Source organism: Dietzia sp. Die43, assembly GCF_024519835.1.
Lineage (GTDB): Bacteria > Actinomycetota > Actinomycetes > Mycobacteriales > Mycobacteriaceae > Dietzia > Dietzia kunjamensis.
In genome coordinates, this window is sequence record NZ_JALJRF010000002.1 from 97,417 (window position 1) to 123,083 (window position 25,667).

24 protein-coding genes are annotated in these 25,667 nt (G+C 70.7%); 10 read left to right on the top strand and 14 right to left on the bottom strand.

All coding sequences use genetic code 11. The features are described 5' to 3' along the window. Positions 1-102 precede the first annotated feature (102 nt). The 3 genes from NR111_RS01990 (at position 103) to NR111_RS02000 (ending at position 6,169) form a co-directional block, all read left to right on the top strand. The gene (locus NR111_RS01990; protein WP_067718583.1) at positions 103-1,437 is read left to right on the top strand and encodes a D-arabinono-1,4-lactone oxidase; all 1,335 of its coding nucleotides are present in this window, start codon (positions 103-105) and stop codon (positions 1,435-1,437) included. An 82-nt stretch (positions 1,438-1,519) separates the two neighbouring features. Beyond that, the gene (locus tag NR111_RS01995; protein WP_067718393.1) at positions 1,520-2,215 is read left to right on the top strand and encodes a hypothetical protein; all 696 of its coding nucleotides are present in this window, start codon (positions 1,520-1,522) and stop codon (positions 2,213-2,215) included. A gap of 129 nt (positions 2,216-2,344) precedes the next feature. Continuing rightward, complete coding sequence (locus NR111_RS02000) at positions 2,345-6,169, top strand: multifunctional oxoglutarate decarboxylase/oxoglutarate dehydrogenase thiamine pyrophosphate-binding subunit/dihydrolipoyllysine-residue succinyltransferase subunit (protein ID WP_172812176.1); 3,825 nt, start codon at positions 2,345-2,347, stop codon at positions 6,167-6,169. A gap of 98 nt (positions 6,170-6,267) precedes the next feature. On the opposite strand, the gene NR111_RS02005 is transcribed toward NR111_RS02000, so the two are convergent. Further along, the gene (locus NR111_RS02005; protein ID WP_256819704.1) at positions 6,268-7,254 is read right to left on the bottom strand and encodes a glycine betaine ABC transporter substrate-binding protein; all 987 of its coding nucleotides are present in this window, start codon (positions 7,252-7,254) and stop codon (positions 6,268-6,270) included. Between the two features lie 69 nt (positions 7,255-7,323). On the opposite strand from NR111_RS02005, the gene NR111_RS02010 reads away from it, so the two are divergent. Then, a complete protein-coding gene (locus NR111_RS02010) occupies positions 7,324-8,397 on the top strand; it encodes a magnesium and cobalt transport protein CorA (RefSeq protein WP_067718396.1) in 1,074 nt (357 codons plus the stop codon). Here the strand turns inward: NR111_RS02010 and NR111_RS02015 are convergent, their stop codons facing one another. The 3 genes from NR111_RS02015 to NR111_RS02025 are packed head-to-tail and all read right to left on the bottom strand — an operon-like array spanning position 8,398 to position 10,540. After that, positions 8,398-8,970 carry a suppressor of fused domain protein gene (locus NR111_RS02015; protein WP_067718596.1) on the bottom strand — a complete coding sequence of 191 codons (573 nt, stop codon included), beginning with the start codon at positions 8,968-8,970 and terminating at the stop codon, positions 8,398-8,400. A gap of 32 nt (positions 8,971-9,002) precedes the next feature. Beyond that, the gene (locus tag NR111_RS02020) at positions 9,003-9,509 is read right to left on the bottom strand and encodes a general stress protein (protein WP_167457806.1); all 507 of its coding nucleotides are present in this window, start codon (positions 9,507-9,509) and stop codon (positions 9,003-9,005) included. After that, positions 9,506-10,540, bottom strand: coding sequence for a CoA ester lyase (locus tag NR111_RS02025; RefSeq protein WP_082924019.1), 1,035 nt, complete (start codon positions 10,538-10,540; stop codon positions 9,506-9,508). Before NR111_RS02025 ends, NR111_RS02020 begins: the two co-directional genes overlap by 4 nt. Positions 10,541-10,609: 69 nt before the next feature. Between NR111_RS02025 and NR111_RS02030 the strand changes: the two genes are divergently transcribed. From NR111_RS02030 to NR111_RS02045, 4 genes are all read left to right on the top strand, one after another. Continuing rightward, entirely contained in the window at positions 10,610-11,923 is a 1,314-nt protein-coding gene (locus NR111_RS02030) for a magnesium transporter MgtE N-terminal domain-containing protein (RefSeq protein WP_067718399.1), read from the top strand. Further along, positions 11,920-12,471 carry a DUF1003 domain-containing protein gene (locus tag NR111_RS02035; RefSeq protein WP_067718401.1) on the top strand — a complete coding sequence of 184 codons (552 nt, stop codon included), beginning with the start codon at positions 11,920-11,922 and terminating at the stop codon, positions 12,469-12,471. The genes NR111_RS02030 and NR111_RS02035 overlap by 4 nt, the downstream gene beginning before the upstream one ends. Before the next feature lie 168 nt (positions 12,472-12,639). Continuing rightward, a complete protein-coding gene (locus tag NR111_RS02040) occupies positions 12,640-13,692 on the top strand; it encodes a lytic transglycosylase domain-containing protein (protein ID WP_253702167.1) in 1,053 nt (350 codons plus the stop codon). 39 nt (positions 13,693-13,731) lie between these two features. After that, positions 13,732-14,871 (top strand): Mrp/NBP35 family ATP-binding protein, encoded by a 1,140-nt coding sequence (locus NR111_RS02045; protein ID WP_067718407.1) that lies wholly within the window; start codon positions 13,732-13,734, stop codon positions 14,869-14,871. Positions 14,872-14,968: 97 nt separating this feature from the next. Here NR111_RS02045 and tatB read toward each other — a convergent pair whose 3' ends face one another. The 4 genes from tatB to sigE all read right to left on the bottom strand — a co-directional run bounded on the left by tatB (position 14,969) and on the right by sigE (position 18,219). Continuing rightward, positions 14,969-15,439 (bottom strand): Sec-independent protein translocase protein TatB, encoded by a 471-nt coding sequence (gene tatB / locus NR111_RS02050; RefSeq protein ID WP_067718409.1) that lies wholly within the window; start codon positions 15,437-15,439, stop codon positions 14,969-14,971. Between the two features lie 60 nt (positions 15,440-15,499). Next, positions 15,500-17,017 carry a S1C family serine protease gene (locus NR111_RS02055; protein WP_082924032.1) on the bottom strand — a complete coding sequence of 506 codons (1,518 nt, stop codon included), beginning with the start codon at positions 17,015-17,017 and terminating at the stop codon, positions 15,500-15,502. A gap of 10 nt (positions 17,018-17,027) precedes the next feature. Then, on the bottom strand, positions 17,028-17,459 hold the full coding sequence (locus NR111_RS02060; protein ID WP_067718415.1) for an anti-sigma factor: 432 nt from the start codon (positions 17,457-17,459) through the stop codon (positions 17,028-17,030). 139 nt (positions 17,460-17,598) lie between these two features. Then, entirely contained in the window at positions 17,599-18,219 is a 621-nt protein-coding gene (gene sigE, locus NR111_RS02065) for an RNA polymerase sigma factor SigE (protein ID WP_067718417.1), read from the bottom strand. A gap of 202 nt (positions 18,220-18,421) precedes the next feature. Here sigE and NR111_RS02070 point away from each other — a divergent pair, with 202 nt between their 5' ends. Next, positions 18,422-19,030 carry a hypothetical protein gene (locus NR111_RS02070; protein WP_067718421.1) on the top strand — a complete coding sequence of 203 codons (609 nt, stop codon included), beginning with the start codon at positions 18,422-18,424 and terminating at the stop codon, positions 19,028-19,030. Positions 19,031-19,072: 42 nt separating this feature from the next. Here NR111_RS02070 and glgC read toward each other — a convergent pair whose 3' ends face one another. Then, positions 19,073-20,299 carry a glucose-1-phosphate adenylyltransferase gene (gene glgC, locus NR111_RS02075; protein WP_067718424.1) on the bottom strand — a complete coding sequence of 409 codons (1,227 nt, stop codon included), beginning with the start codon at positions 20,297-20,299 and terminating at the stop codon, positions 19,073-19,075. A 143-nt stretch (positions 20,300-20,442) separates the two neighbouring features. Between glgC and glgA the strand changes: the two genes are divergently transcribed. Further along, positions 20,443-21,609, top strand: coding sequence for a glycogen synthase (glgA, locus tag NR111_RS02080; protein WP_067718426.1), 1,167 nt, complete (start codon positions 20,443-20,445; stop codon positions 21,607-21,609). On the opposite strand, the gene NR111_RS02085 is transcribed toward glgA, so the two are convergent. The 5 genes from NR111_RS02085 to folP all read right to left on the bottom strand — a co-directional run bounded on the left by NR111_RS02085 (position 21,598) and on the right by folP (position 25,627). Further along, positions 21,598-22,560: a putative RNA methyltransferase gene (locus tag NR111_RS02085; RefSeq protein WP_253702169.1), complete on the bottom strand. Its 963-nt coding sequence runs from the start codon at positions 22,558-22,560 to the stop codon at positions 21,598-21,600. The genes glgA and NR111_RS02085 overlap by 12 nt on opposite strands. Beyond that, positions 22,557-24,032 carry a M17 family metallopeptidase gene (locus NR111_RS02090; RefSeq protein ID WP_256819710.1) on the bottom strand — a complete coding sequence of 492 codons (1,476 nt, stop codon included), beginning with the start codon at positions 24,030-24,032 and terminating at the stop codon, positions 22,557-22,559. The genes NR111_RS02085 and NR111_RS02090 overlap by 4 nt, the downstream gene beginning before the upstream one ends. Before the next feature lie 78 nt (positions 24,033-24,110). Further along, positions 24,111-24,278: a DUF3117 domain-containing protein gene (locus NR111_RS02095; RefSeq protein ID WP_067718434.1), complete on the bottom strand. Its 168-nt coding sequence runs from the start codon at positions 24,276-24,278 to the stop codon at positions 24,111-24,113. A 92-nt stretch (positions 24,279-24,370) separates the two neighbouring features. Beyond that, a complete protein-coding gene (locus NR111_RS02100) occupies positions 24,371-24,739 on the bottom strand; it encodes a DivIVA domain-containing protein (RefSeq protein ID WP_256819711.1) in 369 nt (122 codons plus the stop codon). A gap of 75 nt (positions 24,740-24,814) precedes the next feature. After that, the gene (gene folP, locus NR111_RS02105; protein ID WP_256819828.1) at positions 24,815-25,627 is read right to left on the bottom strand and encodes a dihydropteroate synthase; all 813 of its coding nucleotides are present in this window, start codon (positions 25,625-25,627) and stop codon (positions 24,815-24,817) included. Positions 25,628-25,667: the final 40 nt, after the last annotated feature.

The following is a 25,667-nucleotide window of genomic DNA, read 5'->3' on the forward strand; positions in this document are numbered from 1 at the left end:
CACCGCACCCGCTCCCCCGGCGTGCCGGGCGTCCGCCCCCACTCCGGGTCGATGGTCCAGGACCGCCTCCCGCCCCGCCTCGCGCGGGTACCCTCTCCTGCCATGACGACCTCGGTGGCCCCCTGGCAGAACTGGGCCGGCAATGTCCTGGCCTCTCCCTCGGGCCGGTCGCTCCCGACGACCGTTGCCGAGGTGAGCGACGTTGTCACGCGGGCGGCCGAGCGCGGAACCAGGGTCAAGTGTGTCGGCGCGGGCCATTCCTTCACGCCGGCGGCCGCGACGGACGGCGTGCTCGTGTCGTTGGACGACCTCGCCGGTGTGGAATCGATCGTGCCGACCCGTGGTGCTGACGGTCGCGTCGACGGCGCGGACGTGACCGTCTGGGCGGGTACCCGGCTGCACCGACTGGGACCGCTGCTGTGGGAGCTCGGTCTGGCACAGCCGAACCTCGGGGACTTCGCCGAACAGTCCCTCGCCGGGGCGGTGTCGACCGGGACCCACGGCACGGGATGTGCGGCACCGGGCCTGCCCGCCACGGTCGTCGGGCTCCAGATCGTGACCGCCGACGGTTCCGTTCTCACCTGTTCCCGCGAATCCGACCCCGAGGTGTTCGAGGCGGCCCGCCTCGGGATCGGCGCACTGGGGATCATCACCAAGATGACGGTCCGATGCGTCCCGGCCTTCGCATTGCGGGCCGAGGAGCGTCCGTGGACCCTGACCGCCGCACTGGCGGACCTGGAGGGTTTCGCACGTTCCGCGGACCACGCCGAGTTCTTCTGGTTCCCCCACACCGACGCGATCAACGTCAAACGCAACACCCGGTTGCCCGGGGACGCCGAGCTGCACCCGGTGGGACGCATCCGGGGTCTGATCGGCGACGAACTCCTCTCCAACGAGGTCTTCGACGTGGTGTGCCGGGCCGCGACCCGACGTCCGGCGCTGACCCCCCGGCTCAACCGGGTCGCCTCACGGGCTCTGTCCGCACGGGACTTCACCGACCGGAGCTACCGGGTCTTCGCCTCCCCGCGGCGGGTCCGCTTCCGGGAGATGGAGTACGCCGTGCCCGTCGCGGCGGCGGCCGGGGTGTTGCGCGACCTCCGCGACACCATCGACCGCTCCGGCATCGTCACCCCGTTCCCCGTGGAGGTGCGGTTCGCCGCCGCCGACGACGTGTGGATGTCCACGGCGTACGGGCGCGAGGTCTGCTACATCGCCGTGCACCAGTACCACCTGATGGATCACACCGAACTGTTCCGTCTCGCGGAAGGGATCTTCCTCGCCGCCGGCGGGCGACCGCACTGGGGAAAGATGCACACCCGCACCGCGGAGGACCTGTCCGCCATGGTGGACCGCTTCGACGACTTCGTGTCCGTCCGTGACCGTCTCGACCCGGAGCGTGTCTTCGGCAACGACTACACCGAGCGTGTGCTGCCCTGAGCCACCACCCCGCGCGCCTTACGTACGGTAGAGGTTCGAGCCCGGCCCGCCCCCGCGCCGCCTTGACCTCCAGGAGTGCCCAGTGCCCGATCGAGTGCCCGCTGAATCCGACGTCTCCGGCCCGGCCGCGGGGGTGATCACTGCCGCCCTGCGCCGGGCGATCCGGAGCCAGACCGGTGCCGCCCGCGCCTACGTACGCACACTCCGGGCCCATCACCCGGACGAGAGCCCGGCCCGGATCCGCGAGCGTCTCGACGCGCGGTTCCTGAACACCGTCACCGCGTCCGGTGCGGCCGTGGGTGCCACGGCCGCGGTGCCGGGTCTCGGAACCATCGTCGCCTTCGGCGCGATCGGCGCGGAGTCGCTGGTGTTCCTCGAGGCCGCCGCGTTCTACACGCTCGCCGTGGCCGAGGTCCACGGCGTGGACGTCCGCCACGACGAGCACGAGGAACTGCTGGTCATGACAGTCATGTTGGGTGCGTCCGGCACCGCCATCCTGGCCAACGCGGTCAGCTCGTCGGGAGGGGCGGCCACGGGCGGCTCGTTGGCCGGCCGTGCACTCCGGGTACCCGGGCTGAAGGAGATCAACCGTCGGATGATGACCCGCTTCGTCAGGAAGTTCGCCGTGAAGCGGGCAGGGCTCGCCGTGGGCAAACTGGCACCCGCGGGGCTCGGCGCCGCTGTGGGTGGATGGGGCAACCGGAAGCTGGGGCGGACGGTCGTGGAGACCGCTGATGCCGCGTTCGGCACGCCACCGGACTCGTGGCCCGCCACGTGAACCGGCCGTGACGGGCCGGGGGCATCCCCCTGTCAGGTGAGATCGGAGAGCCCGGCACGGGCAGAAGGTCTAGCCTGGATCTATTGACGTGTGAAACCCACCACAGAACCAGAGAGGCACCAAGAGATCGTGAGCAACAACGTCTCACAGTTCGGACAGAACCAGTGGCTCGTAGACGAGATGTACGAGCGGTTCGCCAAGGACCCGTCCTCCGTGGACAAGTCCTGGCACGAGTTCTTCGACGCCAACCCGGAGGCCGCCTCCTCCTCCGGTGGTGACTCGACCAACGGCACCTCCCCCGGCAGCTCGGGCGGAAAATCCGGCAAGAGCAGTCGGCCCCGATCGGGAGGTGGGAGCAGTGGGGAATCGGTCACATCAGACAAGAAACCGTCCGAGATCACCGTCGACGATTCCACCCCCGAGGCGTCCGCCAAGGACATCGCGGCGAAGCCCGCTGCCGACGCCTCGCCCAAGCGCAAGGCCCGCGGGGAGGGGGTGCCCGCCCCGGAGCACAAGTCGGAGACTCGGAAGAAGTCCGACACCGCGGCGACGAAGAAGCCGTCACGCCCCGAGTACGAGCCCCCCGCGGAGCAGGAGAGCAAGGTCATCCGGGGCGCGGCCAACGCGATCGTCAAGAACATGAACGCGTCGCTGTCCCTCCCCACCGCGACCTCGGTCCGCGCGGTCCCGGCGAAACTGATGGTCGACAACCGGGTGGTCATCAACAACCACCTCAAGCGCACCCACGGCGGGAAGATCTCGTTCACCCACCTCATCGGGTACGCCATGGTCCAGGCCGTCAAGGCCTACCCGAACCTGAACAACCACTACGAGGAGGTCGACGGCAAGCCGAACGTCGTCACCCCGAACGGGATCAACCTCGGTCTGGCGATCGACATGAAGACCAAGGCCGGCCGGTCCCTGGTCGTGGCCGCGATCCGCAACTGCGAGAAGCTCGACTTCCGCGGATTCCTCGACGCCTATGAGGACATCGTCGCCCGCGCCCGCGAGGGCAAGCTGACGATGGACGACTTCTCCGGCGTCACGATCTCGCTGACGAACCCCGGCGGAATCGGCACGGTGCACTCGGTCCCGCGCCTCACCGTGGGCCAGGGCGCCATTCTCGGCGTGGGCGCGATGGAGTACCCCGCCGAGTTCCAGGGCGCGAGTGACGAGCAGTTGGCCAACAACGCCATCGGCAAGATCACCACCCTCACCTCCACGTACGATCACCGGATCATCCAGGGCGCCGAATCCGGCGAGTTCCTGCGTGAGATCCACCGTCTGCTGATCGCGGACGAGTTCTACGACGAGATCTTCGACGTCCTCGGCATCCCCTACGAGCCGGTCCGGTGGCGTCAGGACATCACCGACCCGCGGGTGGACAAGGACGCACGCGTCCTCGAGCTGATCGCCGCCTACCGCGACCGCGGCCACCTCATGGCCGACATCGACCCGCTCGACGGGAAGCACGCCAAGCGGCGTCGCACGTTCCACCCGGACCTCGACGTCAACTCCCACGAGCTCACCCTGTGGGACCTCGACCGCAAGTTCTCCGTCGGCGGTTTCGTCGGCAAGGACAAGATGCGGTTGCGGGACGTACTGTCCGCGTTGCGTGCGGCCTACTGCCGCAAGATCGGTATCGAGTACACCCACATCCTCGAGAACGAGCAGCGCCAGTGGATCCAGGAGCGCCTCGAGGGGGTCGACGACAAGCCGACCGTCGCCGAGCAGAAGTACATCCTGTCCAAGGTGAACGCCGCGGAGGCCTTCGAGACGTTCCTGCAGACCAAGTATGTCGGCCAGAAGCGCTTCTCCCTCGAGGGCGCCGAGTCCGTCATCCCGATGATGGACGCGGTGATCGACGAGGCCGCCGAGTTCGGCCTCGACGAGGTCGTGATCGGCATGCCCCACCGCGGGCGGCTCAACGTGCTCGCCAACATCGTGGGCAAGCCCTACCGGCAGATCTTCACCGAGTTCGAGGGCAACATGGACCCCTCCGCCGCGCACGGGTCGGGTGACGTCAAGTACCACCTCGGGGCCGAGGGCATCCAGTACCAGATGTTCGGCGAGAACGAGATCAAGGTGTCGCTCACCGCCAACCCGTCGCACCTCGAGGCCGTCGATCCGGTCCTGGAGGGAATCGTCCGCGCCAAGCAGGACCTCATCGAGGATCCGGAATGGCGCTCCGAGTACCCGGTCGTGCCGCTCATGCTGCACGGTGACGCGGCATTCGCCGGACAGGGAGTGGTCGCGGAGACCCTGAACCTCTCTCAGATCGACGGTTACCGCACCGGCGGCACGATCCACATCGTCGTCAACAACCAGATCGGGTTCACCACGGCGCCCGAGGCCGGGCGCTCCAGCCAGTACTCCACGGACGTCGCCAAGATGATCGGCTCGCCGATCTTCCACGTGAACGGTGACGATCCCGAGGCATGCGTGCGGGTCGCCCGGCTGGCGATGGACTTCCGCCAGCAGTTCAAGAAGGACGTCGTGATCGACCTCGTCTGCTACCGCCGCCGCGGTCACAACGAGGCCGACGACCCGTCGATGACGCAACCGCGGATGTACGAGGTCATCGACGACAAGAAGAGCGTCCGCCAGTCCTACACCGAGGATCTGGTCGGTCGCGGCGACATCACCGAGAAGGAGGCGGAGAACGCTCTCCGCGACTTCCAGGGGCAGCTCGAGCGGGTCTTCAACGAGGTCCGCGAGCTCGAGAAGCACCCGGTGAAGGCATCCGAGTCGATCCTGCCCAACCAGCCGCTGCCCAAGCGCCTGGTGACGGCGGTGGACGAGTCGGTCATCCACGCCATCGGCGACGCCTTCGGCAACCTGCCCGCGGACTTCCACATCCACTCGCGGGTGAAGCCGGTCTACGAGGCGCGCCAGAAGATGGCCTACAACGGCAACATCGACTGGGCGTTCGCCGAGCTGCTGGCGATCGGTTCCCTCGTCCTGGAGGGCCGGACCGTGCGTCTCGCAGGTCAGGACTCGCAACGCGGAACCTTCACGCAACGCCACGCCGTGGTGGTCGACAAGACCACGTCGGAGCCCTACTCGCCCCTGCAGAACCTCGAGGACGCCGAGGGCCGCTTCGAGGTGTGGAACTCCGCACTCACCGAGTACGCGGGCGTCGGATTCGAGTACGGCTACTCGGTCGGGGACCCGGAGGCCCTCGTGCTGTGGGAGGCGCAGTTCGGTGACTTCGTCAACGGCGCGCAGACCATCATCGACGAGTACATCTCCTCCGGCGAGGCCAAGTGGGGTCAGAAGTCCTCCGTCACCCTTCTCCTGCCGCACGGGCACGAGGGGATGGGCCCGGACCACACGTCCGGCCGCATCGAGCGGTTCCTCCAGCTGTGTGCCGAGGGCTCGATGACCGTCGCGCAGCCGTCGACCCCGGCGAACTACTTCCACCTCATGCGTCGTCATGCCACCGACGGCATCAAGCGGCCGCAGGTGGTCTTCACGCCGAAGTCGATGCTGCGGAACAAGAAGGCCGTCAGCGCGATCTCGGACTTCACCAACGGCAAGTTCCGTTCGGTTCTCGACGACCCGACGTTCGCCGACGGTTCGAAGGACCCGGGCAAGGTCAAGACCATGCTGCTGGTGTCCGGCAAGCTCTACTACGAGCTCGCCGCCCGCCAGGAGAAGGAGGGCCGCGACGACATCGCGATCGTCCGGGTCGAACAGATCCACCCGGTGCCGCACCGCCGCCTGCGCGAGGCGTTGGACCACTACCCGAACCTCACCGAGGTCCGGTGGGTGCAGGAGGAGCCGGCGAACCAGGGAGCGTGGAGCTTCCTCGCCCTGGAGCTGCCCGAGCGCATCGAGGACTTCCCGCCCCTCAAGCGGGTCTCGCGTCGCCCGATGGCCGCGACCTCGACGGGTCTGAGCAAGGTCCACGCCGTCGAGCAGAAGGCGCTGGTGGACCAGGCGTTCGAGTGACCGCCGAATCGGAGGACTGCGGACCTCGAGTGACCGCGTAGGAGGAAGGGCCCGACCACCAGGTCGGGCCCTTCCTCGTGTTCCACCCCTCGCGGAGGTCAGTAACCGTGCTCGTCCAACCAGTAGTTCGCCAACGCGACGGGGGTCGCGGAACCGAATTCGACCCCCAGCAGGAGCTCGCGGACATCCTCGGTGGTCAGCTCCCCGCTGATGCGGTTCACCAGGGCGAGCTGATCCTCCGAGAGCGAGCCCTTGCGGAACACGGGCACGAGGTGCTGGGCGAGGACGGCGTCCTCGTCGTCGTCCAACGCGACGATGTCCTCCGGATGGAGGACGGGGTCGGCCGACTGGACCAGACCCACCCCGATCTCCCCCTCCCGCAGGGCGTCGAACACCGCGCGGGGGTTGGGCCCCAGCGCCACGCGACGGCCGAAACCGCAGTCGTAGGTGGTACCGACGGATGTGGCGAGCTCCCGATCCGCGAGCGCCTCCTCGCGTGCGCCGAGGGTGAACTCACCGCACCTCCCGGCCAGGTCGGACATCGTCCGCAGGCCTCGCGATTCCGAGATGTGCCGGGTGACCGCGTACACGGGGGCGTCCTCGGCGGGCGCAGGATCCGCCGCGGTCACGCCCTCCGGGAGGGCGGCCATCATGGCGGTGTACACCTCATCGGCCTCGACCTCGGTGGAGTTCTCGTCGAAGGTCCGGAGCAACTCACCGGTGAACCCGATCGTGAACGTCGCCTCCCCGGTCACCACGGATTCCACGACCTCGTCCTGGGTCCCGGCCTGCGGGCGGGCGGTCACCCGCGACCCCGACCGCACCAGGGCGTTGCCGTAGATATGACCGACGATCTCGACCTCGCCGAAGGATGCGGTCTCGACGACCACCACCGGATCGTCCCGGTGCGCGGGAACGATCGACGACTGCGCCTGGCAGCCGGACAGTGCCATCGCGCCAACCCCCGCGAGCACCATCGCGCACCGCCCCGCCCGATCCCCCGTCCGCAGCATCCGACCACGCCCTTCCTCACCCCGGCCGCGCCGGTCGGCGCGGATCACCTCGAGGGACAGTCTCCCAGCCACGCCCGCCGGTCGTCACTCCGAGGGCCCGCACGGCGGATATTGTCAGGCGAGACGAGGAAAGGGGACCGGGTGCCCGCGATCCCACCACGACGGCCGTCGACAATCCGAGCAGATGCCACGCCACGAGGCCCGGCCGGGTCGGCGCACCACGCGACCGTGGACTGCGTCGTCTACATCGACGGTGTCGGTGAACGCGGCCGGGTCCCGCACCGGGAGGCGATCCGCCGCGTGCGCGACAGCGGTCGAGGCTTCGTCTGGATCAGCCTCGACGCCCCGGGGCACGACCAGATGGAGGCGCTGTCCCGGGACCTGGGGCTGCACGAGCTCATCACCGAGGACGCGACCAGTGGCCGGCAGCGTCCCAAGTTGGAGGCCTACGACGACGCTCTCGTGCTCAACATGTCGACCGTGCGGTACCTGGCCCACGAGACGGTCACGCAGGTCAGCGACATCGTGTCCACCGGCGAGCTGATGGTGGTCCTGGGCCGGGACTTCGTGGTGACCGTCCGTCACGGGGACCAGATCACCCCCACGGACCTCGTCGGCGCGCCCGGGTACTCGCCGGAACGGTTCGCGATCGGGCCGGCGGCGGTGATGCACGCCGTGGCGGACCGTGTCGTCGACAGCTACATCGAGGCCGCTGAGGGGATGGCCGCGGACATCGACGAACTCGAGTCGGCGCTCTTCACGCCGCGCACCCGGGTGGACATCGAACAGATCTACGTCCTCAAGCGGGAGCTACTCGAACTGAAACACGTCATCGGGCCGTTGACCACGCCCCTGCGACGCCTGTCGGTCGATCATCTCGACCTCGTCCCTGCCGAGGCCCGCCACTACTTCCGCGACGTCCAGGACCACCACGCACAGGCGGCAGCGGTGGTCGCGACCCTGGACGAGCAGAGTACCTCGCTCGTCAGCGCGGCGGCGGCGATAGTCGGGGTCCAACAGAACACCGACATGCGCAAGATCTCCGCCTGGGTCGCCATCGCGGCCGTACCGACGATGATCGCGGGCGTCTACGGCATGAATTTCCGCCACATGCCGGAGCTCGAGGCGCGATACGGGTACTTCGTGGTGCTGGGGATCATGGTGGCGATGTGCGCCGGGCTCTTCCTGCTGTTTCGCCGGAACCGCTGGTTGTGATCAGCGGTTCAGCCCGGGGTTGACCGCCGAGCGCCCGGGATCGGTGACATCGATGCCTGCCTCCGCCCACGCCTCCTCCAGTTCCGCCGCGCCCTTCATCCGTACCCACGCCGCCTCCGTGTGGGTGACCGGAACGGCCCGGAACACGGTGACCGGAGAGGCGTCACCGGGCAACGGCACGTCCGGGATCTCCGGAGCCCGCAGGACGACCCCCGTGAACGACGCGCCCGGCCAGAGCGGCTCGCCCAGGTCGATCAGTGCTCCCTCCGACAGGACGAGGCCCTCCACCGCGGGTGCGGCCGCGAGCACCGCCAGCGCGCGGACCAGACCGTCCACCCCGCCACGCAGGATCAGACTCAGCTCCGCCCGCGGCGCGGTGGGGTCGGGAACGAGGGCCGAGGGGTCCCCCATCGGTTCGGCTGAGCACCCCAGCGAGACATACCGCACCACGCCGGACTCGATGTCCACGAACCGCAGGATCCTGATCGGTGACGCGCCGAGGAACGTCACCGACGCCTCCTGGGGCTCCGGGCCGTGGTGCTCGATCAGATGCGCCCGCACCGCGGAGAGCACGTCCGAGGAGCTCGTCGGACCGCCGGGCAGCACTACTTCAGCCCGAGGCGGGCGAGCTCGTCGCGCACCCGTTCCGCGTTGGCGGGCTCGCACAGGACGTCGTACCGTCCCGCGACGAGCTGCGAGGTGGACGCGAAGTCACGCTTGCCGCGGGTGGCCGCGTAGGACAGCGAGGCCGAGACGACACCGAACACCGACCCGCCCACCAGGCCCGTCAGGACGACTCCCCACATGGGCTGCGTGAAGATGCCGAGCAACAGGCCGATGAACAGCCCGAGCCAGGCGCCGGTGGCCAGGCCACCGAGCAGGACCTTGGGCCATGTGAGCCGGCCGGTCACCCGCTCGACCTGCATCAGGTCCACTCCCACGATCGTGACCTCGTGGACGGGGAACTCCTCGTCCGCGAGATGGTCGACCGCGGCCTGGGCCTGCGCGTAGGTGGGGTACGACCCGACCACCCAACCGGTCGGCGGCGTGGGCAGGCCCGGGGTCTGTCCACCCCGGGTCCTACCGCCTGCCGGATTCACGGGAGAGCTCATGATGTCCGTCCTTCCGGGTCCGTTCCTGCACCGGCCTGATCCGTCACGGTCATCCCGCCCGCACGACCCCGCGCGGACACGACCAGCGCCATCTTACGACTGGCCTCGTCGAGCATCTCGTCGCCGAACATCACCGCACCGCGAGCACCTCCCTCGACGGACGTCGACCGCGCGTAGGCCTCGAGGATGGCCTCGGCCTGGTCGAACTCCTCCTGGCGGGGGCTGAACACCTCGTTGCCCGCGTCGACCTGCGCCGGGTGCAACACCCACTTGCCGTCGAAGCCGAGTGCTGCGGTGCGGGCGGCCGCCCGGCGGAACCCCTCCACGTCCCGCACCTTGAGGAAGGGCCCGTCGATCGCCTGGAGGCCGTGGGCGCGGGCGGCGACGAGGATGGTCATGAGTACGTGGTGGTAGGCGTCACCCGGGGCGTAACCCTCCGGTTGCTCCCCGACCGTGAGGGTGCGCATCCCGACGGAGGCCATGAAATCGGCCGGACCGAACACCAGCGTCAGGACACGGGGACTGGCCGTGGCGATCTGATCGATATTGGTCAACCCCAGGGCGTCCTCGATCTGGGGTTCGATGCCGATGTGCCCGACCGGTAGTCCCGCCGCCTTCTCGACCTGGGTCAGCACCAGGTCGAGGGCGACGACCTCCGCCGCGGAGCGCGCCTTCGGCAGCAACAGTGCGTCGACGCGGGCACCCGCGCGACCGACTATCTCGGTGACGTCCCGCACCGTGTACTCGGTGTCCCACGCGTTGACGCGCACCACGACCGTGGGCGCGGCGAAGTCCCCGCCGTTCAGGGCGGCCACCACGTTCTGGCGGGCCTCCTCCTTGGCGGGACCCGCCACCGCGTCCTCGAGATCCAGGAAGACCTCGTCCACCGGCAGTCCCCTGGCCTTGTCGATCATCTTGACACTGCTGCCGGGCACGGCCAGTACCGTGCGCCGGGGACGGGCACGGAGTTCGGAGAGCGCCGCGGCGGCGTCCTCCGATGGCGCGGGTGTCGCGTGGGGGGCTGCGGTCATCGTGAGTGGCACTCCCTTACGTCCGGTATGGCGGGCGGGCGCCGCCCGTGGGTGACTAGCCTGGTCGACATGGCGAACCTCAACAAGGCCTTCGTCGCCAGGCTAGCCGGACTCCCGGTGATCGGCCCTGACGGGGACGACATCGGACGGATCCGGGACGTCGTGGTGACGATGCGGTCGCGGCACAAGCCCCCCCGGGTGATCGGACTCGTGGTCGAGCTGCCCACGCGTCGCAGGATATTCGTGCCGATGCTCAGGGTCGCCTCGATCGACCCCCGGTCCGTCTCCCTGGTCTCGGGAACCATCAATCTGCACCGGTTCCAGTCCCGACCCGGGGAGAACCTCGTGCTGGGAGCGTTGGTCGACTCCGTGATCGGAGTCGAGCGGGACCAGGTCGGTTCGGAGAAGTCGGGCGGCGACCAGAAGGACATCCGTTACCAGGTGGTCGACGTGGAGATCGAGCGTCAGCGTTCGAGGGACTGGCTCGTCTCCCGACTCGCCGTACGCGCACGACGCGGGCGCGCCTCGCTCGGCCGCCGCGGCGAGGTGTCGATCCACCCGTGGAGCCGAATCCGGGGCCTCGACGACGACGCGATCGGCACCCCGGAACACAGTGCCGAGAGCCTGGTCGAGCACTATGCCGACATGCGCCCGGCCGACGTCGCGAACGCCCTGCGGGAACTGCCGGAGGTCCGTCGGCTGGAGGTCGCCAGGACACTGGACGACGAGCGATTGGCCGACATCCTCCAGGAGCTGCCCCACGACGAGCAGACCGAGATCGTCACCCGGCTCGAGCTGGAGCGGGCGGCGGACGTGCTCGAGGCGATGGACCCCGACGACGTGGCCGATCTGCTCGGTGAGTTGCCGGAGCAGGACGCCGAGTCATTCCTGGAACGCATGAACCCCGAGGACTCGGCTCCCGTCCGGCGTCTGCTCACGTTCGACGCGGACACCGCGGGCGGGCTCATGACCCCCGAGCCGATCATCCTGTCTCCGCAGACGACGGTGGCCGAGGCCCTCGCCCACTGCCGCAACCCCGACCTCAGCCCGGCCCTGGCCAGCCTCGTCTTCGTCGTGAGGCCCCCCACCGCGACACCGACGGGCAAGTACCTCGGATGCGTCCACATCCAGGCGCTGTTGCGGGAGCTGCCGTCGATGATGGTGGCCGAGACCGTCGACACCAGCCTGTCCACGCTGCGCCCGTCCGACTCGACGGACGCCGTGACCAGGTTCTTCGCCACCTACAATCTCGTGTGCGGGCCGGTGGTCGACGACGAGGGACACCTGCTCGGCGCGGTGGCGGTCGACGATCTGCTGGACCATGTGCTCCCGGACGACTGGCGGGACATGGACCTGCACGACGACAGGGAGGCGACCCGATGAGCGAGCCCACCGTGCGGTCCTCGCTCTCGATGCCGGTGACCTCGCGCAGACCGAGGATCAGCTTCGACGCAGACGCGGTCGGCCGCTACAGCGAGTCCGTCGCGCGGTTCTTCGGGACCGGCACATATCTGCTGATCCAGACGATCATCGTGATCGTCTGGATCATCATCAACGTCGCGGTGGTCGCCCTGCGCTTCGACCCGTATCCCTTCATCCTGCTCAACCTCGCGTTCTCGACGCAGGCCGCCTACGCCGCTCCGCTGATCCTGCTCGCACAGAACCGGCAGGAGGACCGCGACAAGGAGTCCGTCAGGGAGGATCGCCTCCGCGCCACGCAGACCAAGGCGGACACCGAGTTCCTCGCCCGGGAACTCGCCTCGGTCCGGCTCTCCGTCGGTGAGACGGTCACCCGCGACTACCTCCGGCGGGAGCTCGACGACCTCCGTGATTCCGTCGAGCGGATCGAGACCCTCCTCTCCGGCCTCGAACCCGGGACGTGTAACGCCGATCACAACAAAACCGATTCAGACGTCAAGGGCCGGGGGTAGCCTCGGCCGGGACGGAACGTCGTGGGGCGCAGCACGTTCGCTGGGCCGACCGGGAAGTCGTAGGGGGAAGTCTTGCGCCTTTTTGCGCACAACGCCGATCGCCGGGTTCTGACCAGTGCCGCCGTTACCGCCAGCGCGATCGCTGTGCTGTCGGCCGTGGGACTGAACATGGACACCAGTCGCCCCGCGCCGCCGGACATCACTCCGCTGGCCGAGTACGCGCCCAGCACGCCGACGGTCACCGAGGCTCCCGCCACCTCCCGCACCATAGAGCCGTCCCCGGAGGAGGAACCGGCCGCCCCGGAGGACCCCGGCGCCGCCCACATCGAGCCGGCGACCATCCCGGACGGGCCGCTGGGCATCCCCGGCATCGCCCTCGACGCCTATCACCGCGCCGCGGACCGCCTCAATGCGGAGAAGCCCGCCTGCGAGATGGACTGGACTCTCCTGGCCGGTATCGGCCAGGTCGAGTCCAACCAGGGACGTGGTCGGTTCGACGTCCACGGCAACACCATCGGCCGCATCCTGGGCCCCCGCCTCGATGGGAGCCTTCCGGGAACCGCCGTCATCACCGACACGGACGGGGGCCGGTTCGACGGCGATGCGGAGTTCGACCGCGCGGTGGGCCCCGTGCAGTTCATCCCCTCGACCTGGGCCGGTCTCGGTCGCGACGCCAACGACGACGGGGTGGCCGATCCGAACAACATCTACGACGGCGCGCTGTCGGCGGCGTCCCTGCTGTGTGGGCAGGGGGGATCGATGGCCGATCCCGCCGCCCGCACCCGGGCGGTCCTGGCCTACAACAACTCGCTGGCCTATGTCGCCAACGTGAACGCCTGGGCCCACGGCTATGCGGTCAACGCCGTCCCGCTGCCGTCGGACCTGCCGGAGATCCACCAGCCCGAACCCACCATCGAACCCCCGGAGCCGCCCGAACGATGCCCCGAGGGGTGGGAGGGCGAGCCCACCGAGGCACCCGAGCCCGTTGCTCCGGGTGAGCCCGAGGCCCCGGTGCCCGGTTGCACGGAGGTCGAGTCCCCGACGACTCCGGCCCCGCCCGCGCCCAGCGCCTCGCCTTCGCCGTCGGCGACGCCGACTCCGACGCCGTCGCCCGAACGCCCGGCGCCTCCGGCGGTGGCGCCCCCGGCTCCGGCGCTACCGGGTTTGCCCGTGATCGAGTTGCCCTGCATACCTCCGTTCTGCGTGCCGCCGCCTGCCTGAATCGTCACCCGGTGCCGTGACGCCTAGACTCGGGGCATCATGAGTGCACCCAGCGAAGAACTGATCCGGGCCGCCCTGGCGAAGGTCGACGACCCGGAGATCCGGAAGCCGCTCACGGAGCTCGGCATGGTCAAGGGTGTCGAGGTGGACCCCGCCACCGGCCGGGTCGACATCGGCATCTACCTGACCGTCGCCACCTGTCCGATGCGGGACACCATCACCGACCGCGTCCGCACGGCGGTGGCCGACGTCCCGGGCGTCGGCGAGATCGCTGTCGAGCTCGACGTGATGAGCGACGAGCAGCGCACCGAACTGCGCAAGCATCTGCGCGGGGATGCCGCGGAGCCCGTCATCCCGTTCGCCCAGCCCGGCAACCTGACCCGCGTCTACGCGGTCGCCTCGGGCAAGGGAGGGGTCGGCAAGTCCACCGCGACGGTCAACCTCGCCACGGCCCTCGCCTCGCGGGGGCTCTCCGTGGGTGTACTGGACGCCGACATCTACGGCCACTCGATCCCTCGGATGCTGGGGACCGACGCGCGGCCGACCCAGGTGGAGCAGATGATCCTGCCGCCCGTCGCGCACGACGTGAAGGTCATCTCGATCGCACAGTTCACGAAGGGCAACACCCCGGTTGTGTGGCGCGGGCCCATGCTCCACCGGGCGTTGCAGCAGTTCCTCGCGGACGTCTACTGGGGTGATCTCGACGTCCTGCTGATGGACCTGCCCCCCGGCACGGGCGATGTGGCGATCTCGATCGCGCAGCTCATCCCCTCCGCGGAGATCCTCGTGGTCACCACGCCCCAGCAGGCTGCCGCAGAGGTGGCCGAGCGGGCCGGATCGATCGCGCTGCAGACCCGTCAGCGCATCGCGGGTGTCATCGAGAACATGTCATGGCTCGAGCTGCCCGACGGCACCAGGATGGATGTCTTCGGCACCGGCGGCGGTGCCGAGGTGGCGGCCAATCTGTCCCGCTCGGTCGGTGCACCCGTCACGTTGCTCGGTCAGGTCCCCCTGGAGCAGGCCGTGCGCGAGCACGGGGACGAGGGCACGCCCATCGTCCTCGCCGAGCCGGATTCGCCGTCCGGGCGCGCATACCGCGAGATCGCGGACGGTCTGGCCGTGCGCCCCCGGGGCCTGGCGGGGATGAACCTCGGGATCGACACCACCCGGCACCTCTGACGGACGGCGACGGCCGGGGGCTCAGCCCCCGGCCGTTCGTGCCGTCTGTCCGCCGCGGGTCGGGCCGGACGCGCGCCGGGCCGGTCGTGAGGGCGGGTCAGGTGGCGTCGCTGTCCCACACGGGTCCCGATGACGGGGGCGGCGGCGCCGGGGTGTCCCGGACGGGTGCGGTGCCGGCGGTCCGCGGCGCCGTCGACCGGCGGGGGTCGGCGGAGGCCGTTCCCGCGGAACCCGCCCCGCCGGCGACCGCGGGAGCGCCCGCCGGCGCAGCGGCTCCGAAGTCCCCGGAGAACAGGGAGTCGTCACCGTCCAGGAGATGCTTGGTGACCATCGCGCGCGGACTCAGCCCACGCAGGTCGTTGAGCTGCTTGAGGGGCTCCCGGAACTCCTCGAACTCGGTCCCGTAGTCGTCCCTGAGCTGCTGCTGGGCGTTGCTGGCGAACTCACGGACCTTGCGGATCGCCGAGGCCAGCCAACGGGCGGCCTCGGGTAGGCGCTCGGGCCCCAGGACCACCAACGCCACCACGCCGAGCACCAGGAGCTCGGACCACCCCACGTTTGTGAACATCGCAGCCAGGATACGTCGCCGGGCTCACCGGTGGGAACCCGAGTTGTCCGGTGCCCCCGGTCAGCCCAGCGCGGGGCGCACGGTCAGTTCGACCCGCGTTCCACCGCGGATGACCTCGACCGGGACGTCGACGCCCGCCCCGGCGCGACGGACGGCCACCACCAGTTCATCGGAGGAACGCACCTGCCGGTCACCGACCCTGGTCACGACGTCCCCTTCCCGGAGTCCGCCCTCCTCGGCGGGCGAGCCCTCACGCACGTTGACGATCTCGGCGCCCTCCACCGACCCGTTGTCCGCCTTGCGGGCGTTGACGCCCATTGTGGCGTGGCGGACCGCCCCGTCGGTCATGAGCGACGTCGCTATCTCGCGGACGTCGTTGACCGGGATGGCGAAGCCGAGACCGATGGAACCCCCGGACTGGGTGAAGATGGAGGTGTTGATACCGATGACCGCTCCGGTCCCGTCGATGAGCGGTCCCCCGGAGTTACCGGGGTTGATGGCGGCGTCCGTCTGGATCGCGTCGATCACCACGTCGCCGTCCGAGGTGGCCTCCCCGAGGGCGATCGGGCGCCGGGTCGCCGAGACGATGCCCTCGGTGACGGTCCGGGCGAGTCCGAGGGGCGAGCCGATGGCGATGACCTGCTCCCCCACCTGGACGTCGTCCGAGTCGCCCAGGGTGGCGACGGTGAGGTTCTGGACGTCGTCGACCTTGAGGACCGCGAGGTCGGTGGCGGGGTCGCGCCCCACCATCTCGGCCGAGGCCCTGGAGCCGTCGGGGAAGATGACGTCGATGTCCGCGCGGTCGGCGGCGCCGTCCATGGTGACGACGTGGTTGTTCGTCACGATGTAGCCCTGTGGGTCGATGACGATGCCGGAGCCCTCCCCCTGGGCCGACGCCGTGGACACCGAGATGTTGACGACGGCGGGTTGGACGCGCTGGGCGACCTCACCGATCGGGTTGTCGGATCGGATGACGTTCTCCGGGGCGTCGGCGATCCGGACGGTGGAAGTGGTGAGGACGCGCGCGGAGTCCGCCACGACGGCGCCGATGGCGCCCGCGACGAGGGCGACGACGGCGACGGCCGCGGTCGCGCCGGCCACGGCCTGACTGCTCAGCCGACGTTCGAACAGTGCCTCGGACAGCGAGAGCCTGGCTGCGGGGGCCGCGGCCGCGCCCGACAGGTCGACCGGCTCGTGGTCGGCAGTGGCGGGCACTGCGGGTGCGCCGTACCCGACCGGAGCGTCGGGGTCGCGCCACGGGTCCGGAGCGGGCGGCGGTGGAACCTCGGACTCGTCCTGCCACGCCGGATGCCGCTCTATACCCCGAGCGGCTCCCGGGGCCGGGGCGAAGGCCTGCTCGAGGACCGGATCGGCGTCGCCGCCGAGGAGCGGGCCGGGGTGCGCGGCGGCACCGGCACGGGACGGGTCGAATCCACCGGTGACCCCGTCTGGTCGGGCGAACCGTGCGACATCGTCCTCGCCCACCGCCGGCCGATCGATCGGGGCGGGTTCACGAAGCGGGCGGTCCGGTTCCCCGTCCCGCGCCGCGGGCCCGGCCGCGCCTGTGTCGTCCTCCACCCGGCCCACCCTAGTTGCCGCGTCGCCACAGCCGGCGAAGCAGTCTCGACCAACCGTGGGTCTCCTCGGACCCGGCCACCGGATCGGGGCCCGTCCGCGTGGCCGGATCGGGTGCGTCCTCGAGTGACCGCAGCCGTTCGAGGAGTTCGCGGGGCATCTGGATGGGGCCGGATCCGCGCAGTGCGCGGCGTGCCTCACGCTGGACCTCGACCTCCCGACGACAGTGCGGACACCGGGCCAGGTGGGCGTCGGCCCGGGACTGCCCCGAGGGCGGTAGCCGACCGTCGACATAGGCTGCCGCGGCTTCCGTGGAGAGGTGGTCGGTGGACAGGAAGCTCTCCCTGGCGCGGGGCGGGCCGGTCCTGTCGACCACTTTCCGCGCCGAGTCGAACGACAGCGTGAACTCGGGGCCGGGTCCGCGTTCGTGGAGGTGTCTGTCCACGCCCCTCCCCTTCTCCGGTCATCTCGTGGGCTCGTCCGAGTCCCCGTCGAGGGGTCAACGTCCGGCGTACCCGCAGGGTTCCCGCGCCGCCACCCGCTGTTCCCGGTACGGACGCGGGTTGTGCCGATCGCCGGAGGGATCAGTCGATGCGCTGGTGGGCGCCGGTGACCCCGGCCGCCTCGAGTTCCGCACGCAACGCGGCCCGTCCGCGGTGGATCCGGCTCCTGACGGTGCCCATCTTCACGCCCAGGATGCGTCCGACCTCCTCGTAGCTGAGGTCCTCGATGTCACTGAGGACCACGGCGGCGCGGTACTCCGGAGACAGGTTGGCCAGGGCGGTCTGCAGGACGGGGTCGAACGTCTCCTCCGAGATCACCTGCTCCGGGCTGCGTTCTCGACCGGGCACCCTTTCGGCGTCCTCGGGCAGCGCCTCGAAGCGGATGCGCCCGCGCCGGCGTGCGGAATCGAGGAACAGGTTGGTGACGATACGGTGCATCCAGCCCTCGAAGGTCCCCGGCTTGTAGCGGTCCAGCGAGCGGAACACCCTGATGAACGCCTCCTGGGTGATGTCCTCGGCGTCGTGGGCGTTCCCGCAGAGGCGATACGCCAGGCGGTAGACACGGTCACCGTGCTGCGCGACGAGCTCGGACCAGGACGGCATGTCCGTAGCCTCGCCGGTGGCGTCGAAACGAGCAGTCCCGGCCGCCTCGTCGAGGGCGACCGGTGCGATCGCCGTCCCGTGCACGGTTCGTGAGTACATGCGCTGCCGCCGCCTTCCGGCCCGGGCCTGTGGGAGCCCGCGCGGTGGTGGCCGCGCCCTCGTGGCGCGACGTGTACCCACCCTCCCCTACGGGGCTGTCCTCACGGTATACACGTACTGAGACAGCCCTGAGAGTCTGATACCGATCCGATCACCGCGCGTTGGTCACCGTTGCCTCCCCGGTCGGGGATACGCTGCTCAGGTGTCCGATTCCTCTGATGTCCCCGCCACCGATCGCTCCGGTCTCGACGGGATGGCGCAACGCAGCGCCGCCCTTGTCGACGACTCGCTCTACGCCTCCGCACGGGCCGAGGCCGAGGAACTCGGGGCCGCCTCGCCGGACGCCCTGACCGCGGACGCGATCCGCCTGGTGGCCCGCTTGAACGGCACCCGCGCCGCCGTGTGCATCACCCCCGCGCCGGGAGTCCCCGCTCTGGCGATCCTCGCGGCGGCCGCGCCCGGCTCCGGAGCCGTGGTCACCTGCATCACCGACGACCCGCATCACCTCGAGGCGGCGCGATCGGCCGTCCGCGGCGCGGGCCATCCCGCCTCCTCCGCCCGCTACATCGCCGCCCGGCCGCTCGAGGTGGCCGACAAACTCGCGGACGGCGCCTACGACCTCGTGGTCGCGGACGTCCCGGCACATTCGGTGCCGCGCGTGATCTCCCGATCCCACCAGCTGTTGCGCGCCGGCGGCGCGCTGGTCCTGATGGGCGAGCACGCCCCGCTGCCCGAGGACGCGGAGCTCCCCGAGCGCGCGCACGTCACGGTGCTCCCCGTGGGGACCGGCCTGACCGTGGTCACCCTCTGAGCGGTCCTCCCCTCCCGAGGGTTCACCCCCCGGGGCGCGAGGTCAGCCCTGCAGTGAGGTGGTGGTGTTCTTGGCGACGCTCACCACGCCGCCCGCGCTGACCGGGAACCGGCTGCGGTCGCGTTCGTGATCCACACCGATCAGGTCCCCGTCGCCGATGTGGCAGTTCTTGTCGACGATCGCCTTGCGGACCACGGCCCCGCGACCGATGCGGACGCCCGGCATGAGGACACTGCCCTCGACGACCGCCCCGTCCTCGACGATGACGTTGTTCGACAACACCGAGTTGCGCACGGTGGCGGCGGAGACGATCGTCCCCGAGCCGACCATGGATTCTTGGGACATGCCGCCGTTGACGAACTTCGCCGGCGGCAGGTTGTCCTGCTGGGTCCGGATGGGCCACAGGGAGTTGTAGAGGTTGAACACGGGGTGCACCGACACCAGGTCCATGTGCGCGTCGTAGAACGCGTCGATGGTGCCCACGTCGCGCCAGTACCCGGCATCACGCTCGGTCTCGCCGGGGACGTTGTTCAGGGCGAAGTCGTAGACGTAGGCCCGCTCCTGCTCGACGAGGGCCGGGATGATGTCGCCGCCCATGTCGTGGGTGGAGTCGGGCTTCTCCGCGTCCGCCTTGAGCGCCTCGATGAGGGCGTCGGTGGTGAAGATGTAGTTGCCCATGGAGGCGAAGGTCGCGTCCGGATCATCCGGCGTGCCCGGGGGGTCGGAGGGCTTCTCGACCCAGCCGCGGATCAGGTCGTCGTCGCCGGCGTCGATGCAGCCGAACGCGAACGCCTCGCTGCGCGGGACACGGATCCCCGCGACGGTCACGGCGGCGCCCGTGGAGATGTGGTGGTCCAGCATCTGCCTGGGGTCCATCCGGTACACGTGGTCCGCGCCGAACACGACGATGTGGTCCGGCTTCTCGTCGTAGACCAGGTTGAGCGACTGCAGGATCGCGTCGGCCGACCCGGTGTACCAGCGGGGGCCCAGACGTTGCTGGGCGGGGACCGGTGCGACGTACTCGCCGCCCATCCCGCGCATGTGCCACACCTGGGCGATGTGGCGGTCCAGCGAGTGGGACTTGTACTGGGTGAGGACGCAGATCTGCATGAACCCCGCGTTGACGAGGTTGCTGAGTACGAAGTCGATGAGACGGTAGGACCCCCCGAACGGCACCGCGGGTTTGGCCCGGTCCGCCGTGAGCGGGAAGAGTCGCTTGCCCTCGCCACCGGCGAGGACGATTGCTAGGACGTGCGGCTGATTCCTCACGCCCCCACCGTATCGACTCCGCCCTCACCCGGACCGGTCATCGTGCGGTTTGCCCCCGCCCAGTACCGAACCGTAACCCCGCGGTCGGGCGGTGTTCGCCGGGCACGCCTCGGGCGGGGGCCCGAGCGACTACCTTGGCCGGTGTGCGAGTAGCGATGATGACGAGGGAGTACCCGCCGGAGGTCTACGGCGGTGCCGGAGTGCACGTGACCGAACTGGTGGCCAACCTACGGCCGCTGTGCGAGGTGGACGTGCTGTGCATGGGGGCCGACCGCGACACCGCCCGCGCTTTCCGACCGGATCCCGAGTTGGGCGCGGACGCCAACCCCGCGATCCAGACTCTCTCCGCCGGGTTGCGCATGAGCGTCGCGGCCGAGGGCGCGGACCTCGTCCACTCCCACACCTGGTACACGGGGCTTGCCGGGCACCTCGCGGGGCAGCTCTACGGCATCCCGCACGTCGTGTCCGCGCATTCGCTGGAACCCAGCCGGCCGTGGAAGGCCGAGCAGCTCGGCGGCGGATACCGGGTCTCGTCGTGGTCGGAGCGCACCGCCTTCGCGGGAGCCGACGCGGTGGTCGCGGTGAGCGCCCGGATGAAGGACGAGATCCTGCGCGTCTACCCCGAGATCGACCCGGACCGCATCCACGTGATCCTCAACGGCATCGACACCTCCGTGTGGTCACCCGTCGAGACCTTCGCCGGCGAGGGCTCGGTCCTGCGCCGGAACGGGGTGGACCCGGACCGGCCGATCGTCGCGTTCGTCGGCCGGATCACCCGGCAGAAGGGCGTGCCGCATCTGGTGCGCGCCGCCCGGGACTTCCACCCTGACGCCCAGCTGGTGCTGTGTGCCGGCGCCCCGGACACCCCCGAGATCGCCGCCGAGATGGAGTCGCTGGTGGCGGACCTGCAGTCCACCCGCGACGGTGTGTTCTGGCTGCGCGACATGCTGCCGCGCGAGGAGGTCATCGAGATCCTCTCCGCCGCGACGGTCTTCGCCTGCCCGTCGGTCTACGAGCCACTGGGCATCGTCAACCTGGAGGCGATGGCGTGCGACACGGCGGTCGTGGCGTCCGATGTCGGCGGGATCCCCGAGGTGGTCGTCGACGGCGAGACGGGCACCCTCGTCCACTACGACGCATCCGCGACCGACGCATTCGAGGCCGGGCTCGCGGCTGCCGTCAACGACCTGGTGGCGGACCCGGGCAAGGCCGCCCGGATGGGACGGGCGGGCGAGGAGCGGGCCCGTACCCGGTTCTCGTGGGAGGCGATCGCCGAGCAGACCCATCGGATGTACGCCTCACTGCTGTAGAGGCCCCCCGGGCTCTACAGGCGCGCCGGCCGGCAGCGCCCGGTAGGTGTGCACCTCGATGTGCATCCGGACCGGGCGGTCCTGCGGGCCCAACCGGGCCTCGAGCCCGGACCTGTCGAGGTGGACGCCGCTCGGCCCCATGAGGGCCAGATCCACGGCCACCGGGGCGGGGACCTCGGTGAGCACGTCGACGGTACGCACCGGGCCGGGGCGGAAGTGGTCGGCGAGGTCCGCGTCCAGGCGGTCCGACTTGTCCGGGGCCGGCTCCAGCATGCCGCCGGCCGAACGCAGCGGCTCGAGATGGCCCGGCCCGGGAACGGCGACGACCAACGTGCCACCCGGCCGGAGCACCCGGGCGAACTCCGCGGGGTTCCTCGGGGCGAAGACCACCTGCACCAGATCGACGCAGTCGTCCGCGAGCGGGAGTCCGTCCCAGGTGTCCGCGACCAGCGCCGCGACGTCATCGTGGACCCTGGCGAGACGGCGCGCTGCCGCGGTGGAGATCTCCGTGCCGACCCCGAGCGCGCCGGCCGACCGCCCGGCCCCCGCCAGCGCGTCGACGACCCCGGCGAGGTAGAAGCCCGTGCCGGCGCCGGGCTCGAGCACCACCGGTCGGGCCGATCCCGAGCGGACGCCGCCGGCCCCGGGCGCGAGCGCCTCGCGGGCGACTCCGGCGAGGATCGCCACGAGGGGGTCGAACAGTCCCGAGCCGAGGACCCGGTCGCGCGCCGCGACCTGGTCCGCACCGTCGCCGGGGAAGCGCCGGCCGCGGGGACCGAAGAGGCTGAGGTGCCCCTGCCGTGCCCGGTCGAACGAATGCCCGGCAGCGCACACCACCGCCCGGTCCACGGCCTCCATACCCTGTCCGCAGACCGGGCAGCGCAACAGCGGCACGACGCGGTCGAGGGCGGCCGGCCCCGAGCCCGCAGGTGCTGACGGGGAGGAACTCACGGGCGGGGCCGGTCCGCGAGGTCGCGGAGCAACGCCATGAGCGTGCGCGTAGCGAACCCGGTGGCCACCGGCCCGACCTCGTCGATCTCCTCGGACGAGCGGGCCGGCCCGGCGATGTCGAGGTGCGCCCACGGCCGACCGTCCACGAAACCCTCGAGGAACAACGCCGCGGTGATGGCACCCGGCCCCGTGGGGGCCTGCCGACGGTCGGCGATATCGGAGCGGACTGCCGGGCGCAGATCGTCGGGGAGCGGCAGCCGCCACCATCGCTCCCCCGCCGCCGCCCCCGCCGCGGCGACCCGGTCGGCGAGGTCGTCGTCGTTCGCCATGACCGCTCCCGTGCGCATCCCCAGCGCGACCTTCATCGCACCCGTGAGGGTGGCCACGTCCACGACGACCTCCGGGTCGCATTCGGCGATGCCGTGGGCGAGCGCGTCGGCGAGGACCATCCGGCCCTCCGCGTCGGTGTTCGTGACCTCGGACGTCGTTCCGCCCACGTGCGTGACGACGTCACCCGGGCGGTAGGCGGAACCGGACAGCATGTTCTCGGCGGAGGGCACCACCACGGTCAGGTCGACGTCGGCGTACCCGGGCGACCCGTCCGAACAGAACGCCGCGGCCGCCGCCACGACCGCGGCCGAGCCCGCCATGTCCGTACGCATGAGATGCATCCCGTCGGCGGGCTTGACCGAGATCCCCCCGGTGTCGAAGGTGATGCCCTTGCCCACCAGCAGCACCCGCGGGCCCGGACCGGGGCGACGGGCCACCAGCACGCGCGGGCCGGCCGCCGAGCCCCCGCCCACCGCGAGCACGCCGCCGAACCCGCCGGAGACCAGCCCGTCTCCCTCGATGACCTCGGTCCGCATGCCCGCCGCGCCCAGCGCCTCGGCCATCCGGGCCACCAGCCACTCGGGTGTCTTCAGATCGGAGGGGGCCCCGGCGAGATCGCGCGCCATCGCCGTGGCCCGGGCGGCCTCCTCGGCCGCCGCCACCGCGCGGGCGACGATCACCTCGTCGTCGTCGCCACTGCCCGGACCGGCCGCCACCTCCACGACCAGATCGGGAACGACCGGTGCGGGGTCCGCGGCGAAGACGTCCTGGCCCCGCGCACCCAGGAGGTACCCGATGACCAGATCGCCTACCCGGTCCGCCGGTAGGGCCCGGGGCACGGCGACGGTCATCGGCCCCTTGGCCCGCGAGTCCCGTGCGTGGCGGGCCAGCGCGGCGCCCACCCGCCGGTGAGCCAGACCGTGATCCACCGTCCCCGACCAGCCCGGACGGGGCGTGGAGTCGTCCAACTCGACCTCGACCACCGGACGCCCGTCGTGGACGGAGACCCGCGCCTCGTCGGCGCGCCCCAGAGGCACGCGACCGGGCTCGGGAGCGCGGGTGACGACCGCCATCGCGGCATCGGGGACGGGACCGGAGACGACACGGACCGAGGGCAGGGGACGGCCGGGGACGGCGGACATCGACGAGGACCTTCCGGGATATGAGTCGGCGCACCCGCCACGAGGGTCGGATGCGCCGGCATCGGTGGGGCGACGAGATCAGGAGATGGCCTGCGACAGCTCCTCGCTGAGCGACTTGGCCTCATCGGGGGTCAGCTCGACGACGAGACGCCCGCCACCCTCCAGAGGGACGCGCATGACGATCCCACGGCCTTCCTTGGCCGCCTCCATCGGTCCGTCACCGGTCCTGGGCTTCATAGCCGCCATCGAGTCGTTTCCCTTCGTCCTTGTCCGCGGGGCGGCGCACTGTACGGGCGCCCGTGCCCACGATCGGTACTGCTGAGTGGATGATGTCGATTCTAGCGCGTCCGGCCGCGTCCGGACGCCGTAGCGGGACGACCGTCCACCCCGTTCTGCGCCCCGTTCGCCGCGGCGTCCCCGGCCATGGTGACGTCCTCGCCCAACAGGGCCCGGAGCCGGTCGATCTCGACCGCCGCCTGCTCGAGTGCCCAGTCGACCTCTGCCATGGTGTATCCACGGGCCGACATGCCGAATCGCACCGACCGGAGATCATCACCGGCCAGGGCCCCGTCCGGCAGGTGGGTGACCGTGTGGTCCCGGTCCACGGGCGGCAGCACCTCGGAACGGCCGAACACCACGAGCGACAGCCCGAACAGCCCCGCCGCGACGACCAGGGTGACGACCACGTAGACGACGATGGTGAGCATTCCCGTGCTCCCCTCCTGTAGTGACTAGCGCCGCGACCAGTCTGGCACACGGCCCGCCCGGGGCGGTGTGGCAAGTCACGCCAGGCCGCGTACGGTTCGTGCAGGTCGGCGCGTCCCCACGATCGACGACACCATCTCGAGGGCACGCAGTGTCCCCGGGACGTCGTGGGTGCGGAATACCCGCGCACCGAGGTAGGCCGCGACCGAGGTCGCCGCGAGGGTGCCCTCCGCGCGATCGTCCACGCCCGCGTCCAGGGTCTCACCGATGAAGTCCTTGTTGCTCAGCGCCATGAGGACCGGGTACCCGACCGCCACGATCTCGTCCATCCGTCGCAACAACTCGAGGCCGTGGAAGGTGTTCTTGCCGAAATCGTGGGTGGGGTCGACGAGGATGCCGTCCGGCGGGACACCGGCCGCCAGCGCGCGGTCGGCGGCCGCCGTGAGTTCGTCGACGACGTCGCACACGACATCGGCATACCCCACGCGGAACGGCCGCGTCCGGGGCACCGCACCGCCCGTGTGCGAACAGACGAACCCGGCTCCCGCCTCCCCCGCCGCGGTGAGGACGCCGGGATCGTGACCCTCCCACGTGTCGTTGACCAGGTCCGCCCCGGCCGCCAACGCGCGCCGGGCGACCTCGCCCCGCCAGGTGTCGATCGAGATCACCACGCCCGGGTGACGGTCACGCACGGCCTGCACGAACGGCACGACCCTGCGGGTCTCCTCCGCGGCGTCGACGAGGTCGCCGGGCCCGGCCTTGACGCCGCCGATGTCGAGGATGTCCGCGCCGGCCGCCACCACCTCGTCGACCCGCGCCATCGCCGCCGTGTCGGTGAACGTGGCCCCACGGTCGTAGAAGGAGTCCGGCGTACGGTTGACGATCGCCATCACCAGCGGGCGGTCGACCGGGACCGGGCGGCCACACAGT

Coding starts and splice junctions, on each gene's coding strand:
- NR111_RS02045 (WP_067718407.1), top strand. CDS start 13,732: ATGAGTGCACCCAGCGAAGAACTGATCCGGGCCGCCCTGGCGAAGGTC.
- NR111_RS02020 (WP_167457806.1), bottom strand. CDS start 9,509: ATGAGCTCTCCCGTGAATCCGGCAGGCGGTAGGACCCGGGGTGGACAG.
- tatB (WP_067718409.1), bottom strand. CDS start 15,439: ATGTTCACAAACGTGGGGTGGTCCGAGCTCCTGGTGCTCGGCGTGGTG.
- NR111_RS02030 (WP_067718399.1), top strand. CDS start 10,610: ATGGCGAACCTCAACAAGGCCTTCGTCGCCAGGCTAGCCGGACTCCCG.
- NR111_RS02025 (WP_082924019.1), bottom strand. CDS start 10,540: ATGACCGCAGCCCCCCACGCGACACCCGCGCCATCGGAGGACGCCGCC.
- sigE (WP_067718417.1), bottom strand. CDS start 18,219: ATGTACTCACGAACCGTGCACGGGACGGCGATCGCACCGGTCGCCCTC.
- NR111_RS02100 (WP_256819711.1), bottom strand. CDS start 24,739: ATGCTCACCATCGTCGTCTACGTGGTCGTCACCCTGGTCGTCGCGGCG.
- NR111_RS02035 (WP_067718401.1), top strand. CDS start 11,920: ATGAGCGAGCCCACCGTGCGGTCCTCGCTCTCGATGCCGGTGACCTCG.
- folP (WP_256819828.1), bottom strand. CDS start 25,627: ATGGCGATCGTCAACCGTACGCCGGACTCCTTCTACGACCGTGGGGCC.
- NR111_RS02095 (WP_067718434.1), bottom strand. CDS start 24,278: ATGGCGGCTATGAAGCCCAGGACCGGTGACGGACCGATGGAGGCGGCC.
- NR111_RS01990 (WP_067718583.1), top strand. CDS start 103: ATGACGACCTCGGTGGCCCCCTGGCAGAACTGGGCCGGCAATGTCCTG.
- NR111_RS02040 (WP_253702167.1), top strand. CDS start 12,640: ATGGACACCAGTCGCCCCGCGCCGCCGGACATCACTCCGCTGGCCGAG.
- NR111_RS02090 (WP_256819710.1), bottom strand. CDS start 24,032: ATGTCCGCCGTCCCCGGCCGTCCCCTGCCCTCGGTCCGTGTCGTCTCC.